The organism is Chitinophaga sp. (genome assembly GCF_039596155.1).
In the GTDB taxonomy this organism is placed as follows: Bacteria; Bacteroidota; Bacteroidia; order Chitinophagales; family Chitinophagaceae; genus Chitinophaga.
Map to the genome: position 1 here is coordinate 76,458 of NZ_JBCNKF010000031.1, position 18,662 is coordinate 95,119.

The 18,662-nt window shown below is 45.6% G+C and carries 10 protein-coding genes; 1 reads left to right on the forward strand and 9 read right to left on the reverse strand.

Going from position 1 to position 18,662, the window contains the following annotated elements; all coding sequences use genetic code 11:
• Nucleotides 1-49 precede the first annotated feature (49 nt).
• Complete coding sequence (locus tag ABDW33_RS25070; protein WP_343692849.1) at nt 50-2,458, forward strand: GDSL-type esterase/lipase family protein; 2,409 nt, start codon at nt 50-52, stop codon at nt 2,456-2,458.
• Between the two features lie 44 nt (nt 2,459-2,502).
• Here the strand turns inward: ABDW33_RS25070 and ABDW33_RS25075 are convergent, their stop codons facing one another.
• The 9 genes from ABDW33_RS25075 to ABDW33_RS25115 all read right to left on the reverse strand — a co-directional run bounded on the left by ABDW33_RS25075 (nt 2,503) and on the right by ABDW33_RS25115 (nt 18,465).
• The gene (locus tag ABDW33_RS25075; protein WP_343692850.1) at nt 2,503-4,689 is read right to left on the reverse strand and encodes a DPP IV N-terminal domain-containing protein; all 2,187 of its coding nucleotides are present in this window, start codon (nt 4,687-4,689) and stop codon (nt 2,503-2,505) included.
• Nucleotides 4,670-5,764, reverse strand: coding sequence for a thioredoxin family protein (locus tag ABDW33_RS25080; protein ID WP_343692851.1), 1,095 nt, complete (start codon nt 5,762-5,764; stop codon nt 4,670-4,672). Before ABDW33_RS25080 ends, ABDW33_RS25075 begins: the two co-directional genes overlap by 20 nt.
• On the reverse strand, nt 5,764-7,944 hold the full coding sequence (locus tag ABDW33_RS25085; RefSeq protein WP_343692852.1) for a zinc-dependent metalloprotease: 2,181 nt from the start codon (nt 7,942-7,944) through the stop codon (nt 5,764-5,766). Before ABDW33_RS25085 ends, ABDW33_RS25080 begins: the two co-directional genes overlap by 1 nt.
• 15 nt (nt 7,945-7,959) lie before the next feature.
• Nucleotides 7,960-10,308, reverse strand: a complete 2,349-nt coding sequence (locus ABDW33_RS25090) for a zinc-dependent metalloprotease (protein ID WP_343692853.1) — start codon at nt 10,306-10,308, stop codon at nt 7,960-7,962.
• A gap of 43 nt (nt 10,309-10,351) precedes the next feature.
• Nucleotides 10,352-11,287, reverse strand: a complete 936-nt coding sequence (locus ABDW33_RS25095) for a putative zinc-binding metallopeptidase (RefSeq protein ID WP_343692854.1) — start codon at nt 11,285-11,287, stop codon at nt 10,352-10,354.
• Between the two features lie 2 nt (nt 11,288-11,289).
• Nucleotides 11,290-12,753 carry a RagB/SusD family nutrient uptake outer membrane protein gene (locus ABDW33_RS25100; protein WP_343692855.1) on the reverse strand — a complete coding sequence of 488 codons (1,464 nt, stop codon included), beginning with the start codon at nt 12,751-12,753 and terminating at the stop codon, nt 11,290-11,292.
• 18 nt (nt 12,754-12,771) lie between these two features.
• On the reverse strand, nt 12,772-16,338 hold the full coding sequence (locus ABDW33_RS25105; protein ID WP_343692856.1) for a SusC/RagA family TonB-linked outer membrane protein: 3,567 nt from the start codon (nt 16,336-16,338) through the stop codon (nt 12,772-12,774).
• 278 nt (nt 16,339-16,616) lie between these two features.
• Entirely contained in the window at nt 16,617-17,756 is a 1,140-nt protein-coding gene (locus tag ABDW33_RS25110; RefSeq protein ID WP_343692857.1) for a FecR domain-containing protein, read from the reverse strand.
• A 109-nt stretch (nt 17,757-17,865) separates the two neighbouring features.
• A complete protein-coding gene (locus tag ABDW33_RS25115; RefSeq protein WP_343692858.1) occupies nt 17,866-18,465 on the reverse strand; it encodes a sigma-70 family RNA polymerase sigma factor in 600 nt (199 codons plus the stop codon).
• Nucleotides 18,466-18,662: the final 197 nt, after the last annotated feature.

Below are 18,662 nucleotides of genomic sequence, written 5' to 3' on the forward strand. Positions count from 1 at the left end.
ACTATTACTACAATATTATTGCCCATATAGACTAATTTTATTCCTTTCTATGCGATACTATTTATTTGTGCTGGTATTATGTATGACCAGCCTCACAGCAAACGCCAACGATACTACTTTGCATGCAGGAGTCTACAGGAACAGTGACAATACCTTTACACTGCGTTGGAATACAAACAATAAAACATTGGCAAACAACCCACGGGTAGTAGGCCTGGGCTCTTCGACACTGGCAGGATATGCATTATCTTATCCTGATCGCCTGGGTGATAAGATCAATACCTGGCTGACCAACAATACATCTGGTCCTACCTGGATCAACCTGGCTGTGGCGGGGTATTCAAGTACGAACCTGATGCCCGCTGCCAGGGGAGGTACTAAGGGTAGCAATATTGATAGTGCCCTGAATTGTAACCCGGACTTTATTTTCATTTCACTGCCTACCAACGATGTGGCAAATGGACTGACCAATGCAGCTATCATGGCCAACTTCCGGTACCTGGATGCCCTCGCAGTCAGTAACGGAATCCCTGTATTCTGGGAAACTACACAACCCAGGTCTACTTTCAATGCTGCCCAGCAAACACAATTGAAAGTGCTGGCAGATAGTATCCGGGCGGCATGGCCCACCAGGTATGTAGAAGGTTTCAGTACGGTTGTTAATCCTTCGGCTACGACCGATGCTGAGATCAATCCAGCCTATAACGCCGGCGACGGTGTACATTTAAATGCCAACGGCAACCAGTTTATTGCCGACAGCCTTTTTGCCAGATGGAATCAATACTTCCAGCCAATTACAGGTGTGATAAATTACCTGATTGAGATCTCTGCTGATGGCAGCACCTGGACAAGCTTTGACACTGTGACAGATATGGTTAAGAAGACGTACACAGTTACGTTTACAACCACCCGGTATTTCAGGGTTAGAACGAAGTATACTGACGGCACTTATTCGGGCTATTCTAATATTGTATCACTGGCAGCGACCAATACACCGGCAGGTACAAGTATACGCAATCCAAACAGGATATTGGTAGATCTGGGGGGTGATGGGGTGTATACCGTATTACCTACCGGCGCTGCCATGGGCCAGCCCACTTCTTCTCCGGATGCTTCCGGCAATTACTGGAATAACTGGTATGGTAGTGGTGGATCGGCAGGTTTCAGAGATGGTGCCACCATTAGCCGGTTGGTCACCACCAGCGATAGTATAACGACTGTTTCTTTGAAAATATCAGGTGCGCCGGATGGTACTTACAATACATCTGCTACGACAAGAGCTGTTAATAATAATGGCTTTACCGCAGGCGTGGGAGATTATCCCGCCAGCGCATTGGTGGATAATATGTTTCTGCATAACACAATCAATCCCGATGGTGTAGTACTTGGGATAAAAGGACTCTCTAAAAACAGGATCTACAATTTCAAATTATGGGGAGCAAGACTGGATGCCGCTACAACTCCCAGGATACTGGAAAGCCGGTTAGCCAGTGAAGACTGGTCAGCAGCTAAAAGCGTGGAAACGAGATATGGTACCGGTGCAAGTCCGGATTATGACAGGGCGATTAATTATGCAGGTATTTCAGGTGTCGATTCACTGGATATCTATTTAAGAGTCGGTGCAGGAAGTACCTTTGCTTCATTGAGCCTCCTGGATATTACGTATACGAAGATAGACACCGTCACTGCATGTGCGGGCACAAACGTCAGCTTTACAACCACTGTTACGGCTGCGGCTTATCAATGGCAGCAGAATAGGGGTAGCGGGTATACAAATATCAGTGGTGCTACTTCACCGACCTATACGTTGACGAACGCTTCAACCAGCTATTCAGGATACCGTTTCAGATGTATCGCCGGTAATGACAGTGCTGAAGTACATTATCTCCAGGTGGATACCTCTTATACGCCTACGATCGCTATCAGTGGTATTACTTCCCTGAGACAATACATATCCACTACACTGAGCGCCACTATCACCAACGGTGGTGCGGCTCCCTCCTATCAATGGATGGATAGTACCAGTAAGCATTCCTGGGCAAATGTCAACACCGGCAGCACACTTAGTTATATGCCGGGGAAAACAGGAGATAAGCTCCTTTGCCTGCTCACCAGCAGTATGACGGGTTGCCTGACGGCCACGCAGGTGTCCAGTAATCCACTCACTTTCCAGGTAGATGTGATTACTGCTGTCGACCCTGATCCCGGCATCACTACCGGCCCGCGGCTCTATCCCAACCCGGCGAATACCACGCTTACGGTTGACCAGTTATCTAACTGGAAGACAATGGAGATCCATCGCCTGGATGGCAGGACTTACCTGAAAAGAGACGATATGCTGACGAAAAAAAGTGTCACATTGGCGATATCCCAGCTACCCAATGGTGTCTACCTGCTTATTCTCAGGAAAGCGAATGGGACCACGAGCAGTATGAAGTTTGTAAAAGCGGATGAATAAGCTATTCAGAAAAAGGCGAGTCGTTGCAGACTCGCCTTTTCTTTTCATAAGTGGAATTTAAAGTATGCTCGTAATCGCTTTTGAAAATAGGATTTATAAGGCTCTTCGTATGTATGACTCTGGCCCGGCAAAACCAACATGTCAAAATCTTTTCCTGCCAGTATCAATGCATTTACGATCCTATATGTAGCTGCAGGATGTACGTTTGTATCCACCTCGCCGGTGACTAATAATAAATGTCCTTTCAATTTCGACACCAGCTGCTGGTTCACCGCTACATTGAAAGTAAAACCGGAATCAATTCCCTGGAAAGTTTCGCCCCAGGTACGGTTATATATGTTGTTATCATGATTGCCGGAAGAAGCAACTGCCACCTTGTAGAAATCAGGGTAGGTACAAATTGCAGCGACCGCCATCATACCACCGCCGGAATGACCAAAGATACCGACACGGGAGGTATCAATAAAATGATATCTGGCAGCCAGTTCAATGATTCCATGCCTGTCATCTTCCAAAGCATAATCACGAAGATTACCATATCCAAAAGTATGATAAGCTTTATTGCGATAGGGAGAACTGCCCCTGTGTCCCATACATACCACAATGCATCCTGTTTGGGCAAGCGCTGTATTGTTATACCTGTCAAGTACAGTAAATGTATTCCAAACTGTTTCAGTTTGCGGACCGGGATACACCTGTGATATAACCGGGTACTTTTTGGTACTATCAAAATCAAAAGGCTTCCACATCAGGCCATAAAGATCTGTTATGCCATCGGCGGCTTTGAGGGTAAACATTTCAGGTCTTTTCCAGCCATAATTATACAGGCGGGAAAGATCGGGTTTCCAGATCTCCCGCTGCCAGTTGGTAGTCGTGCTACGGATAGTGGTGCGGGGCTCCAGGTCTATGCGGGAATAGTTGTCAACGAAGTATTTATTTCCGGGAGCCATAAAGATTTCGTGGTGCGCATTTTCAGGGGTGAGCAAACGGATCCCTTTTCCATCCAGGTGAACTTTATATAACAGGGAATAATTGGGGTTGAAGCCTTCCTCCCTGCCATAACCATAGCAATACAGCTGTCGTGATGCGGTATCTACTTTCAATAATTTCCCTGCTGTCCATTCACCTTGTGTAATGGCGCCTTTCAGCAGACCGGCACCATCATACAAATAATAATGTCCCCAGCCACTGCGGTCCGACCACCATAGAATATCATTTCCATCGTTAAGGATAGTTACAGAAAACAAGTCATCATTAATGAAAGGACGGCTTACCTCATGGATCAGCTCCTCTATCTTCCCTTCCCAATCTACCGAACAAAGTTTAATCTCATCCCTTGTACGCTTTTTGCAGAGAAAATATACCTTGCTGCCACCATACACAACTTCTACCTCCTGGTCTTTCCATGTTCCGGTCTTCACAGGCATTAAAGTACCTTTCTCCGCGTCGCCAAGATACAATTGATACTGGGTGACGTCTTTGTCGCCAGGCAGTTCATACTTATAGGTTTCCAACCTGGGCCGGGGAGTGTGTAAACTATACAGCACTGTCATAGTGCCGACCTTACGCCGGTCTTTCCGGACTATGTAGAACCTGGAAGTTCCTTTTATCCAGACGGCATCCGTTGTCGATTCGCGGGTACTATCGCTGTCATTCTCATTGATATTGAAGGAGTGATATACCTGCCCGTCATGGGATAGCTGCAATACGGAACTGTCAGTATTTTTACGGAGAAACAGGTTATGGTTCTTCGCAAACAGCTGCCATTTTTTATCAGGAGATAACCCAATCCGCCAGTCGTGTCCGGCGTAATCGGATTGCTTCGCAGGAGCTAGTTTGCCGGTCGCCAAACTATATGCAAAATAAGCGTTTTTGTAATGGACACCCATGTTCTCCTTACCGGGCATATCTACCCTGATAGCAGCCGTGTCCACCGGCTGTTGCAACACTTTGCCGAGTAGCCCGCCTATGTATTGTTTATCAGAGATACAAAGACGTTTTCCTGTTTTAAAATCTACCAGGTAATAGTTTTTATCAGCACCAAACCAACATTGATCAGCATCATTTACAAAGAAAGGTACAACGGTCATTGTACCTATCTGCCTGGCCAGGTTGGGTGCATCGTAGTAGGCATCTTTGGTATTACTTTCCGGCGTCACCGCAGTATCCTGCGCATGCAGACTGTAGGTTAGTAATAGTAGCCAGCAGTATTTAAAAATAGGTTTTAACATGGTTTACCAGGAAAGTATTTTTAGAATAAGTAGCGGCATCTTTCATAATTTCTTCCCAGCGGGGAAATGCTTTTCTTTTAAAAGAAGGGACGAGTGACAGGTAGTCAAATACAATATTGATGTTCGGACTACTGAAGCTGGTAATGTGGTCGGCCAGCAGGTTGGTAACACGCATGGTATCGCGTAGACAGGCCGCTTCCGCCATATCCATCATTACCAGCAGATCTTTTTTATCGGGTACACGGGTATTTTTAATCTGCTTTCGATAAATACCAAAGTCATCCTTTTTATACCCAATATTTTTCTGATAATATCCCCGGAGACAATAGCTTGTCAGATTGAAAAAAACCGCCGATATTTTGCTATTGACGGAATCGAGCCCCTTTGCTGCTGCAAATTCTTTCCAGTGTTCAACCAGGTAATTAAAATTCGGGCTGTGCATATCTGACAGGTCACGTGCATATTTATTCTCACCAAAGAGGAACCAGTTTTCCGGCAACAGTTTCTCTTTCGCTGTCAATGACCGCATATATTCTTCATTGAGCAGGTTCCCCTGTTTTACTTCCCTATTAGCGAGAGACAATACGATGTATTCCCTCATTAATCCGGGACTACGGTCACCGGCTTCATACCTGCGGAAAACCGATGCGATCCTGTTTCCGGGATCCATACCTTCCGATACCCGCTTCAAAAACTCCTTCGCAGGCATTGCGCCGATGAATTTGTACACCATTTCACCTTTTTCATTTAGCAGCAGGTAAGAAGGATATGCTAATATCCTGTATTTCTTTGCCATATCCGGCCCTTCGCCTTTTTCCATATCTATTTTTAAGGAAATTAACTGGCTGTTGAAGAAATCAGCTACGGTATCCTGTTTAAAAACAGTTGCAGCCATTGCCTTACACGGACCACACCAGGTGGTGTAACAATCTACGAATACCAGTTTATGCTCCCTGCCTGCTCTTTCGAGCAGGGTTGACAATGCATCATGTTCGAAGGCTATTTCCCGGTTCTGCGCCGTAAGTGGGAAGAAAGCGTGTATGAATAGTATGAAATAAATAAGTTGTTTCATCATCAGGCTTTTATCTTAGTAAAAAATTCTCTTGCTGCCTTCATTTTCATCAGTCGGAAGTTTTCTCTCGATAACATATCCGGATGGGTATTCGCCAGCTCGTCTATTTTTTTCATTGTTTCAATAAAGTAAAAATGCAGCAACGTATTTGCATCATTCAGGCCGCCACTGATATTCGCTTTGTAAGCAGCCTGTGAGAGGTTGTATACAAATGTCAGCTGCAGGTTGCGGTCCTGTGTAGTCAGTACTTTATCTTTATTGAAATCGTGGAATACATTCCTGTCAATAAAACCAAATAGCTCGTTGACATCTGCCACCTCATCCAGTTTTCGGATGTCGATCAATGATTTGAGGATATTCATCTGCATATGGATAAATGCCTCCTGTACTCTCACAATACGGCCCTGTGGAGTACCGTTTACCTTTATCCAGTCGGCCGGGCCGGAGAACGCATATTGCTGCAGGAATGCCAATGCCTGTTTTTCAGTAGCAGCATCGGTTTTAATTTTTTCGACTCCAATACCTGCAGGCTTCCGGGATGCACCACCAATTAATGCGGCTACATCCATACAGTATTTTTCATAGCTGACTAATGCTGCTCCGTACAGTGATCCATTGCTATAAAAAAGATCTTCTGTGCCATCGAGCTGGGTACTGATGGTGTCAAGCAGCGGGAAAATGCGTTGCAGGTTTTTTATGGCCAGTGTAGCAGCCATGATTTTATCAGATGCCAGGTCGTAGTGTTGTGTAATGGGGCTTAAAGAGTCCTCAGGCAGGAAAACAGGCATCGGGCCGTTTCCATATGCCCACCTGATAGCAGCGATATCGGCTTCACCTATACCGGGCATTAATGCTGCCGCTGGTATCCCATCTTCCGGTTGTACTACATAATTAAATTCGAGGTCATCCATAATGGAGGCGGAAAAGCGATGCGTTTTCATCCAGGCGGGGTTACGCAGCTGGGTGGTGGTATAAGCATAACTTCCACTCAGGTTCGCACGGAGGCCTAAAGCCTCCCCTACAGCTTTTGTGATGAGCCATTGCATAATCTCTCCCTGCACTGCTGCATTCCTGATATCCTTTACAATCCTGTTATCGATCATTCCACATTGCACCAGGTACCGAAGCATCAGCTGACTGGTTACCGCTTCGGTCACATTGATCCTGGCGGTCAGGATCTCACCTGTTTCAGGATGTTCTACCGTTGCAATTTTAGGCGTTGTATTTGTATTACCCCAATTAATCAGTATACGGCCCGGGCTTAGCGCCTGGTCCTTTACAATTTTCAGTACTTCGCTACCAAATGCTTCGTTCCATGCCAGCACGCCCTTCTCAATATATTTCCTGAAGAAACCTGGGATATTGGGGTCCAGCGCTACGCCAATTTTATTATTGATATTCCATTTATGAATAAAAGAAGTTTTCCGGGCAGTATATGCCGCCCGGCCATAGTCCATGAATGTAAATGTTTCGAAAGGCGATTCTTTTTCTGCCAGTTTGCGTGGCATCTTCTCATCAGGCAGCTGCTGTAACAAAAGTTCTACTTCGTAAGTATTGGCCAGGTCCATATCCCTGCCAGTCAGAAAGTCTTTGTTGTAATCAGTCTGCGAACGCTCTACAGTAAACCTCACAGATTTTTCGTTTGTCTGAATATCTTCTACTACTGACCTTTCCGGATCAGGATGGCTCAGGAATGTAATATCCGGGAAAGGGAACCAGTCGCCACCTTCCAATAGCTGGCGCGAAATATCGATGATATAACTATGTTCTTTCTTCCCGGTAGCAACCACGGGATAGCCATAATTAACAGGCTGCAAACCGGAGGCTTTCAGCACTTGTTCCATATCACCGTTAATATCTCCACTGGCCCCTTCACTGAAGCGGATGCGAACTACATTCAGCGAATTGTTAATGCCTTTACTAAACCTGATAATACCGGAGGATTTTGACACTGCAGCAGAGTATCCTCTCTTGATATACCCCATTACCAATACATCTTTTCCCAATGCATCGTCAGGTATTTCGAGATAATAATGGTTATCTTTCTGGTACACAGTATAATCTCCATCCATCTTTTTCATACCATCTTTGTAAAATACTTTATAAGACTGTGGTGATTTATTTTGCGCTGCAGCCAATGCGACGTATAGTAGCAAACATGCTGTGATCAAATATCTTTTCATTACTACAATAATTTTTTATTTACTTGTTGCCAGTGCGGAGGCGTCTCCTTTTTCCCAAATCCTGATCATATCTGCCAGTGACTGCCAGTGCGCTTTAATGAGGAGATCACTGGTAGTCTGCAGTTCCTTTTTACTTTTTGCTGCTATTTTATCTATCATACCCATCAGCTGTACACTTACGTCGTTGCCAAAACCAGAGGGTGTTTCCACGATGGCCAGTGCCTTGATAAGTAAAGTACGCTGCAGTTCCCTGTTGAACGTAGTAACGGGCGATTTACTGTAGATGTCGGTATATAATCTTTCAAACAACTCTTTTGTGCTGAATCCATCCGGTTGTACGAGCAGGTTATCACTTATCTGGGTATAAGCCATTATCAGTCTCGATAGAGATATATTGAAAGGCTCCATACCATCCCTGTCAAATTCAAATGATGCTTTTTGCATGACCACCGGATCGAATAACCATTGTGGATAATTCAACATATATTCTTCCAGGAAGGTAAAAGCTGCTTCCTGCCTGGCCCGGGGTAAGGTCTCGTATGACAGTAGTCCTTCTTCTGGCTTTGCTTCCCGGTTATTGTACCTGCCGCTCACTTCACGGAATACATGCAGGATATAATCGTGGTAGCGCCCCAGCAGGCTCCTGTATTGTTGCCTGTAATGTGCAGGATCACTCTCTGAAGATTTCATCCATTCATCAAAATGCTGCATGGTGAACTGCAGGTTTTTTATGGCAAGGCGGCTTGCTTTGACGGGATCACTGCCTACATCTTCAGATTGATAGCGGGGGTCCATGAGATCACTTTCCGTACCAAAGCGTAAACGGATATCTTTTCGTTGCTGCGTCACCCAATGTTCCAGTGAATCAGAAGTCGCTTTGGGGGTTGTAAATTGTGGCAGGTATCGGTACCCCCATTCTATTGCAAACTTGTCATACACACCAATACCCGGCATCAGTAATGTATCCGGCATATGATCTTCCGGCTGTGCCGTGTAGTTAAATCTCATATAGTCCATGATGGAAGCGCCAAATCCATACTTTGCTACATAAGCAGGTTTGCGGATACTATCAACTTCATACCATGCACTTCCTCCAAAGTTGTGTCTTAATCCAAGGGTATGTCCTACTTCGTGGGTGATCACTCCCTGTACCAGCCGGCCCATTACTTCATGGCTGAGTGGATAACGCCGTGCAGCAGTATCAGTTGCTGCGCACATGGAAAAATACCAACGCTGCACAAGATCCATTACATTGTGAAAGACGGCTACCCGGCTGCTGATGATCTGGCCGGAACGGGGATCGCATACATGGGGGCCATAGGCATTAGGGATTGGGGAAGCTTTGTAGGAAATATAGGAAAACCGCACATCTTCCATGGCATAACTGGTATCCTGATTGGTCGGTTCAGGCAACGCATAGATTGCATTTTTAAAACCTGCCTTTTCAAATGCTGCCTGCCATGCATTTACGCCTTTTATGAAATAAGGCAGCAGGTAGGCAGGTGTATTCCTGTCGATATAAAACACGATGGGATGTTCAGGTTCTACGAGTTCACCAGCCAGGTAGCGCTGTTCATCTGCTGCTTTGGGACGCAGGTCCCAGCGTGCCGCAAGCTGTATTGCCCTGGGATGATCAGCATAATGATCGTAGTCACGGACGGTCACAGTAAAATATCCTACCCGGTTGTCTGCAAACCGCTGGGGCATTGGTTGTTCAGGTAACAAAATCCAGGACGCCCCTACTTCCCATGCAGAACTTGTTTTATTCTCTCCCGGGCCATAGGTACGAAGGGAACGAAAGTTCATGTTGCCGGGAAAACAGCGGATGCTCAGGATAGCTGATTTATTTGCATCCATGCTTCCCAGTCCCAGTTCCTTCTTCGCGCCTTTCAGGGCAAAAAGATCACCGTCGCCTGTGAGCACATCTGTGAAATCAATCAGCACGGAATGGTCGCTTTGGGCTTTTATAGGAAACGACAATAATACCGGCAGTATCTTGTCGTTAGCCACCTTATAGTAAATAGTAGTAGAATCATTGGCATTCTGGAAGACAGGTTGCACAATATTGAGTCTTTTGCCGGCTTTTTCAAAACGGATCACTCTTTCAAACACTGCGTCACCGGCATACCCGTACTTTTTATCAGGCGGACGTTCTACCAATGCTGCCCCCTGCACAATAGTGATAGCGGACAGGATATCTCTTCCATAGATACTATCGGGCACTTCCATGAGATACCTGCCATCCTGTACAAAAATATTACACATCCCCTTGTGCTGCACGGTGCCGGGTTTAATAAGGCTTTCCACAGCAGGAATGCTATCCACTGACTGGGCAGACAAAGCAAGGGGGGCTGCATGTAACATGCAGGTGAGAATTAATTGCTTTAAAGTGGTCATCTTTCTTCAATCATTGCGGGATAGCGGCATTACCGATGGCCTGCAGGTCTACATTATAGTTATTGATGAAATAGTTACGGACGATATCGTAACGTTTTTTTATTTTCCCATTGGTATCCTTGATGGGATTGAGTATACCTATATTGGAAGCGGAACTGGTGGCCGCGACCTTCCTGTTCAGCGCTTCTTCTGAGCAACTGACCATTGCCAGCATATAGTTATTCCAGTCATTCTGCGCAGATGCATTGTAATAGGTAGTAATAGACCCCGCCGTATAGGCCTGCTGCTGGCTGGTAAACTGGGGTGTATAACTCGTGATCTTTAAAAAATCATCGGTGGGTGTAACTGGTTTCATCGCAAATATTTCATTCATAAAAACCATTGAGAGCTTCCAGGTCATATACCCGGAGTCCTGCGGTGTCATGCTCATTACTTTGTCACTTCCAAAGTTCACACAGATTTTATCGTAGCTATACCAGGCACCTACATCTTTTGTTTTCACCACGATCGTAGTGGGTGTAGTTGAAAAATCATAAGTAAAAATGGCGGAGTCTATTTTTGAACACAAAAGCACTTTGACAGGTAAGAAATTTTTCAGGAATTTATCTGAATAGTATCTGAACCACAGGCGCTGGATGATTGCGAGTTGCGCACCTACATAGGCTTCATCTGCCAGCTGTACCCTGAAGCCGTCCGTCCACGCAGATAAGGAAGAATCATAACGAAGATTCTTCCAGCCAGTAGGTGTCCAATACGCATCCCTGTCAGAAAATTTGTACAGGAAGTAGCTGCCGTATTTATTATAATAGCCCATGATAGTGGTATCATAGTCATGATTACCCTGCGGTAATGCGTATGCCTGGCTGGCGGACGGCGTAAGCGTTTCTTCTTTTTTGTTGCAGGCAACCAGTAGCAACAAAAGAAATATATAGATTGTTAACTTCATTTTTAACGGGGATTTTGAATGAGTTTATTGTTTCTATCTACAGCAGTTGCTGGAATTGGTAACGCATATAGCGGGCTATTGGCAGGCAGGGTATAAATTGTACTATTGCCGTCTGCATCAATAAAATTGTGCGTGACTGCCAATCCCAGTCGTTTGATATCAGCCCATCTGAAAGTCTCTTCCAGTGATAACTCTCTTCTTCTTTCAGCAAGCGTAAACCTTACCAGCGAGTCAGCATCCTGGATATCGATAGTTGTATATGGAGCGGAGAACCTGTTCTGTCTGAGCGTATTGAGATATTGTAGTGCGGCAGTACGATCAGCACCGTTCCCGCCTGACTGATACCGCCTGGCCAGTCCTTCTGCTGCATTCAGGTACATTTCAGCAACACGGATACCTTTGTCGCCCGACTTGCTATTGACACCTATTTTTGCACTGCGGGTTTTGTATTCAGCACCGGAGACCGTTGTTTTATAAAAATAAAATTTAAAGCGCAGGTCCTTGCTTTCATACTGTTGTGCTAATTCATCTGACACCTCATAAGGTGCGTGTATACCAGTATAACTATTCGGCGAAGGAAAAAACGATATTGCGCTGGTAGGATTGAATCCATACTGCCAGATCACTTCCGAACTTGTAGCCTGGTCGTAGATAGACATGCTGCCAGTGGCAAGGCTCATATCAGTCAGTATAGAACGTTCGTCCAATACTTTTTCAGCATATTCGATGGTCCTGTCCCAGTTACCTTTATACAGGTACATACGTGAAAGCAACGCATAGGCAGCTATCTTACCTACACGGAATGCGTTAGGTGCAGTATAGTTGGCAGCCAGCAAGCCGGCTGCCTGGGTAAGATCCTGTTCTATCTGGTCGTATGTCTGCTGCAGGGTACTGCGCCCGATATGCTCATCGCTTACCTGCATAGACAGGATTAATGGTACTCCCAGGACATTTTCAGCATTAGCACCATATGGTGCACAATATAACTGCACCAACTTAAAATAATAAAATGCTCTCAGTAGCAGCGATTGCCCCACCAAAGCATTTTTATCTTTTGTGGTTCCGGACACATTATTGACATAGTCAATAATGATATTGCATCCCTTGATCTTATTATAGCAATTGGTCCATGCATTTAATGCTTTTCCTGCGGTACCCTGCGAGCCATCCAGCTCCATCGGGTCAAACCTGAAAACACCCTGTCCATTTGTATAATAACTGGTATAGGTAGTATTGATGGCACCTGCGGAAGTACGTGGCATGCCATAACTCCGAATGTCATCCGTTAGCAGATCAGAGAAATCTTCCATAGAGGAGATATAGGGATAAGCATCACTGATCATCAGTGCATAGAGATCGTCGGTAGTTGTCGGTTTAATTTCATCCGGACTGGACTCCTTCAGAAATTTCTTACAGGAACTGGCCAGCAGACAAATTGAAAAAAGGTATATAATAAGTTGTTTCATGCTTGTGCTGTTTGACGGTTAAAAACTAACTGAGGCAGATAAAGTGTATGTACGGGTACGGGGTTGTGCTCCTGTAGCAACTTCAGCATCCCTTCCTTTGTAGTCTTTACTTACAATCGAAAACACCTGCGATACGCCACCGGATACGTTCATCGATTTACACTTCAGTTTCTTCAATACCGTTTCGGGAATGATATATCCAACCGACAGGTTATTGCATCTCAGCGTACTTGCATTGACAACACGCGCTGAACTATAGTTGTACATATCATACACCAGTGCAGTCTTACCATTCGGTAGTTTTGTATAAGGGATCCTGTTATCCGGCAGCCCCGGGAATTGTGCGCCGACATTGTCAGGTGTCCATCGCTGCAATAGTTCAGCAGAAAGATTTTCGTTTTCTCTTGGCAACAATGGGTTCAGTGGGTAGGCCGCTTTCAGGAATTTTTTCCCGCCTACCTGCAGGTACAGATCTGTAGCGAGTGTGAGCCTTTTATAGCGGAAACTCATGCCTACACCAGCGGTCACCAATGGATCCATTTTTCCCATATAGCGCATATAAGAGGTAGGATCATTTAGTGAATCCGCATCTTTAGGGACTGCCAGATTAATGATGGGCAAACCATTCTGTGGATTAATTCCCTGGTAGTCAAACGCCCAGAACCCTGTCACAGGATACCCCTGTTTGTAGAAAGTTCCGCTGGCTGCGGTGCGGAACGAAGATAACTGCGTACCGGTCCTGTTAATCTGGTTAAAGTTTTTAGACGTACTGGCACTCATTGTCCAGGTAAAATCACGGGTACGTACAGGCACAAAAGAAGCGCTGACTTCTATACCACGGTTAATCATCGATCCTCCATTTATTGGCATATTGTCGACACCATATTCTACCGGCACGGGCAGTAGTGTAATGAGGTCCCTTCCTTTCTTCCAGTAGTATTCAACAGTGGTTTGTACGCGGCCCCGGAAGATACTGAGGTCAAATCCCAGGTTGACAGAGGTATTTTTTTCCCAACGCAGGTCTGCATAAGGAAGTTTGCTCAGTGTGAGCAGGGACTCGCCTGTCTGCTGGTCTACAGAGTTACCCGCAGCACCTGTTGGTGTTTTGATGATCAGGTCAGGGCTTACGCTGGATACGATATTTCTTTGAAAGCCGAAGCTGGAGCGGATACTCATATCAGACATCCAGCCGCTATGGTCAAACCACTTTTCCCTGCCGGCATTCCAGCGTACACCACCTGCCCATACAGGGTTGAATTTTTCGCCGGTGAACTGGCCAAATCGGTTAGAGGCATCAGAACGTACACTTGCATTGATGGCATAGCGATTGTCGTACACATAGTTAACAGTTGCATACAGGCCCAGGTTATTCACCAGGTTGTCGGTATACAGATGTGTATTGGCCTGTAACAGCGGATTAGCGGTATTATTAGCGGTGTATGTCAGCGGCAGGTTAACAAATGATTTACCTCTGCCATAGATGAAACCAAGTGTACGGGCAGAAAGGCCGTTCACCCTGCTGCTGTTCGCTTCCTGACCTACCATGGCTGTCAATGCATGTTTTTTTGCGAAGACATGGCTATAGGAAAGACTGTTACGCCAGTTCCACATCACTGTACGGTTGTCATCATCATTCAGTTCGCCACCTACCGGTAGTTGACTATTGATGTAAGCAGCATCGGTCGGTTTCGCCGTACCGTAATCAAATTTCCTGAGTTTCGCGATGTATTCTGTTCGCTCGGTTGCATAAGACTCTCCATTTGTACTGCTGGTATTATATCCGAATAAACTTTGGAAGACCAGACCGGGAAGGACCTGATAGTTTACATCGATGGTAGTATTTGCGGAGAGTGTGCTGGTACGAAGACCGCTATTATCTCTTTCATTGAGGATATTATATTGGTAGCCGCTGGGTGCTGTATAAAAAGACAGGTCGCCGGCAGTGGTATAGGCTTCAATGGCCCTGCTGGTACCAGATGCATAATCGTACGGGCTAACGATATAAAAACCGTTTATTACCCGGTTGCTCACAGAAAGTCGTAAACCAACGTTTAGTTTAGAGGAGAGCCGGGAGGTAATATTAAAATTGCCTGAATAGGCTTTACTGCTGTTGCCGATAGCAGTACCGTTTGTAATGTTGTATCCAAAACTGGCATAGTAGCGGGTATTCTGGCTGCCACCGGAGATGCTCAGGTTATGGTTCATGCTTATTGGATTCCGGAATAGTAACCTGAACCAATCGGTATTGACGGTCTCCATTCTAGCCACCCTGGCATCGAATTCTGCTGCAGTAATCTGTTTACTCAGGTATTGGGAAAGCGCACCTGCATATCCTACATTGTTATCGATATTGTTCGAAACCAGGCCACGCGCGTATATTTCTTTGGATACCGCCACTCTTTGTTTAGAATTCATCATTTCAAGCCTGTCATAATTTACTTTGTCACTCACGCTGGAATTGATTGAATAAGTAATGGTGGCAGGTCCTGATTGTCCTTTTTTGGTATTGATGACAATCACGCCATTTGCCGCTCTCACCCCATAGATAGCAGTGGCGGAAGCATCTTTGAGTACGGTGATTTCATCGATGTCATTAGGGTTGAGCCAGCCGATAGAGTTCCCAACAAAATTCCGGATGTAATCGAAGTTATCTTTATTAATGTCTCCCAGGGAGTTTAGCGTTGCGGCTCTGAAAGGTAACGGGTCCTGCTGAATAATTCCGTCGACGACCCATACAGGCTCCTGCGAACCTAATAAGGTGGAGGTACCACGAACACGGGTTTGCTGTCTTACGCCGGTAAGACCCGAGGAATTTGTTATCACTACACCTGGCAACTTTCCCTGTAATGCCTGCTCAATACTGTTCACTCCATTCAGGTATAGATCTGAAGCTTTCACAGCACTTACAGAACCAGCTACACTAGACTTACGTAGTACCTGGTAACCTGTAACGACCGTTTCATCGAGCGATGTTACTACCGGCTCGAGGCCAATCAGTAACTCACCGGAAGCGATCCGGGTGAAGTTACCACCAATAGTTTTTTCCGCCTTCCCAGTTGTTAGGCCATCCAGTTTTGATACAGGAATTTCAATACGGCTGTAACCGACATACGAAATGATCAGCGTTTCATTGTTCGTTGCATTGATTGAAAAATGCCCTTGTCCATCGGTGAGCACATTTCCTGACTTCCCCCTGATGCTTACAGTGGCACCGGCGAGCGGCTGGCCATTAGTAGCAATTACGGTCCCGGTGACAGGGCCGTCCTTTTTCATTTCCATAGGGAAGAAGTCTGCCTTGCGGGAGATAACGACTGTCTTGCCCTGTATACTGAAATTAAATGGCTGGTTCCGCAATACCTGTGGCAGCGCATTACTTACGGTGGCGCCGTTCAGCTGTATGTTTACAGGGTTGGCATTTTTAATATCAGCATCATCATAAAAGAACACGTAGCCAGTTTGTTCTTTGATGGCTTCAAATACTTTTTCCAGTTTTACAGACTTTCCTGTGTAGTTGATCACCTGAGCGTTTGTATTGGCACTCAGTTGCAGGAAGGCGCCTAGTAAGAGGACAGTTGTTAGTTTCATGACTAACATGATTTTGGTTGAAAACAGCGGTCTCTCCTTAAAAACGGAGCCGCAATACGCCTTAATTTGCATACTTTTGCAATGTTTAGGTGGTAGTTTTAAGCTGTAGAAATTCCTTAAGAGATCGCCTGAATATGAACCGGGGGCAGGGTCCAATCTGAATCCCCGGTTTTTTATTCATTCAATTCTTTGTTCCTGTTTCTGGCAGGACTGATTTTAGTTGACTGTTGGTATTATCCCTTCTTAATGTTGCATGAAATAAATAGATGGTTGGTTTTTTATTCTGTAATAATAATTTCCCTTTGATTGATCGTATAATGAATCCTCATTGTTTTCAGAATATCTAAAACCTGCTGCAGGCTAAGGTCACGGCCAATCTCGCCGGAGAAGGTGCGGGTAGGTGGTGTACCTTCGTAGCGTACCTCTACATCATACCAGCGGGCTAGCTGGCGCATCACTGCCGGGATGGAAGCGTTTTCAAAATGGAAGAGTCCATTGCGCCATGCGGTGATGGCAGATGTCTCCACATCTTTTAACAGCAAACTACCATCAGCGTTGGCAATGGCCTGCTGGCCGGGATGAAGAATGGCTTCATTTTGTTGATTGCCGGTCTTTACAGCGCCCTGAACAAGGGTGGTGGCGATGTAAGGTTCGTCTTTATAAGCATTGATATTAAATGCTGTTCCAAGTACCTGTACCCATGCTTTGTCGCCGATGTTCACTTTGAATGGCTGGGTGGCTGCATGGGCTACGTCAAAATATACCTCTCCGGTGATGCTGACTTCTCTTGATGTACCATTGAATGCAACCGGGTAAGTAATGGAGCTACCGGCATTCAACCATACGCTAGTGCCATCCTGGAGGATGACATGGAAAGTTCTTCCATTGGGCGTCTGGATGGTATTGTAGACCATATTCCCGCTGTTGCCGGCGCCTTCGTAGGCCAGTAATCCTTTATCTAATTTAACGGCGGTACCGTCTTCTTTACCCAGGCTGGTAGTCTGTAACGTATCGAGATTGACCTGCTGCCCGTTGCTGCGGGTAAGGATCGCGCCGTTAATGGCGGGCGTGATCGTTTGAGCAATGGTAACTGGAGGATGATCTTCTTTTAACAGGTTATATAATAATGCACCAATTAATAAAGCAATAGCGGCAGCGTAGGAAAGTATGCGTTTAATAGGATAAATTTTGCGGATGACAGGTCTGTCTGTGGCCAGGATGCTGTTGGCGATAGATTGATAGGGTTCCAGGTTAGTGGACACATGCTGGTTGGCAAGCAGGAACTCCTCTCCCACTTCTTCCGCCATGGGATGATTGGGATTGGCTTCGAGCCAGGAAAGCAATTCCCCGGTTTCTTCTATGGTGATAGAATGGTCGGCGTATCGGTTCAGTAAATCAGCTAGTCTTTGATGGTCCATATATAAATGACCCACGGGAATGAAAAAGGGGGGTATAGGGGTGAAAATATTTTTTTTGCCCGTTCAGGGATGGTTGAAAGGGGGGCATAAGAGGACAGAGGGAATTAATTCACAAGAGCACAGAGGGGAGTAATTTCCCTGCTGCGACCAGCTTTTTTCTAACTTTTTCCAAAGCGGTCGCCAGCGTCTTTTTCACATAATCATTACTCAGATCCAGGGCGCCGGCAATTTCCCGGGTCGTTTTTCCCTGTATACGACTCATATTATAAATAGTAGCCTGCCGGGGAGACATTTCAGCGACTGCTTCCTGGATAATGCGTTTGGTTTCATTGAACGCCACCTGTTGCATCGCACTATACTGGTCAGCAAAGGAGTCGTCCGCTGCAAGGGAGGATAAATCTCCTTGCAGGCGGTCACGCAGTTTTCTCTTTTTAAGCAGCCGGTAACATTCATTGATTACTATTCGTCGTACCCAGCCTCCGGGGTTAGTGATGCCGGGAATGCTGTCCCTGTTGAGCCAAACCCGCAGGAATGCTTCCTGTAAGGCTTCTTCCACATCCTTTTCTGATTGAAGGAGGCGCATCATCGCACCAGCCAGGAGAGGCATGAAATGCTGGTAGATAATAGTAAATGCAGTTTCGTCGCCTTCTGCTACCTGTAAAAAAAGTGCTTTCTCGTCCATTCCATCGTATAGTAGCTGATTGGTCATCCTTTGTCGTACAAGTATACCTAATTTTTGTTTGAAATAAAAGGCGGCTCACTGTGGAGCCGCCTGGTGGTGATACCCTTTGAAAGATCACCTTGGTTAGAGGGGAAGATTGCTTCATCTGCTGGTGAGAATGATTTATCGGGGTAATGACTTTTCTACAATTGTAATTGGAATATAGAGAGGTCCGGATGATATAG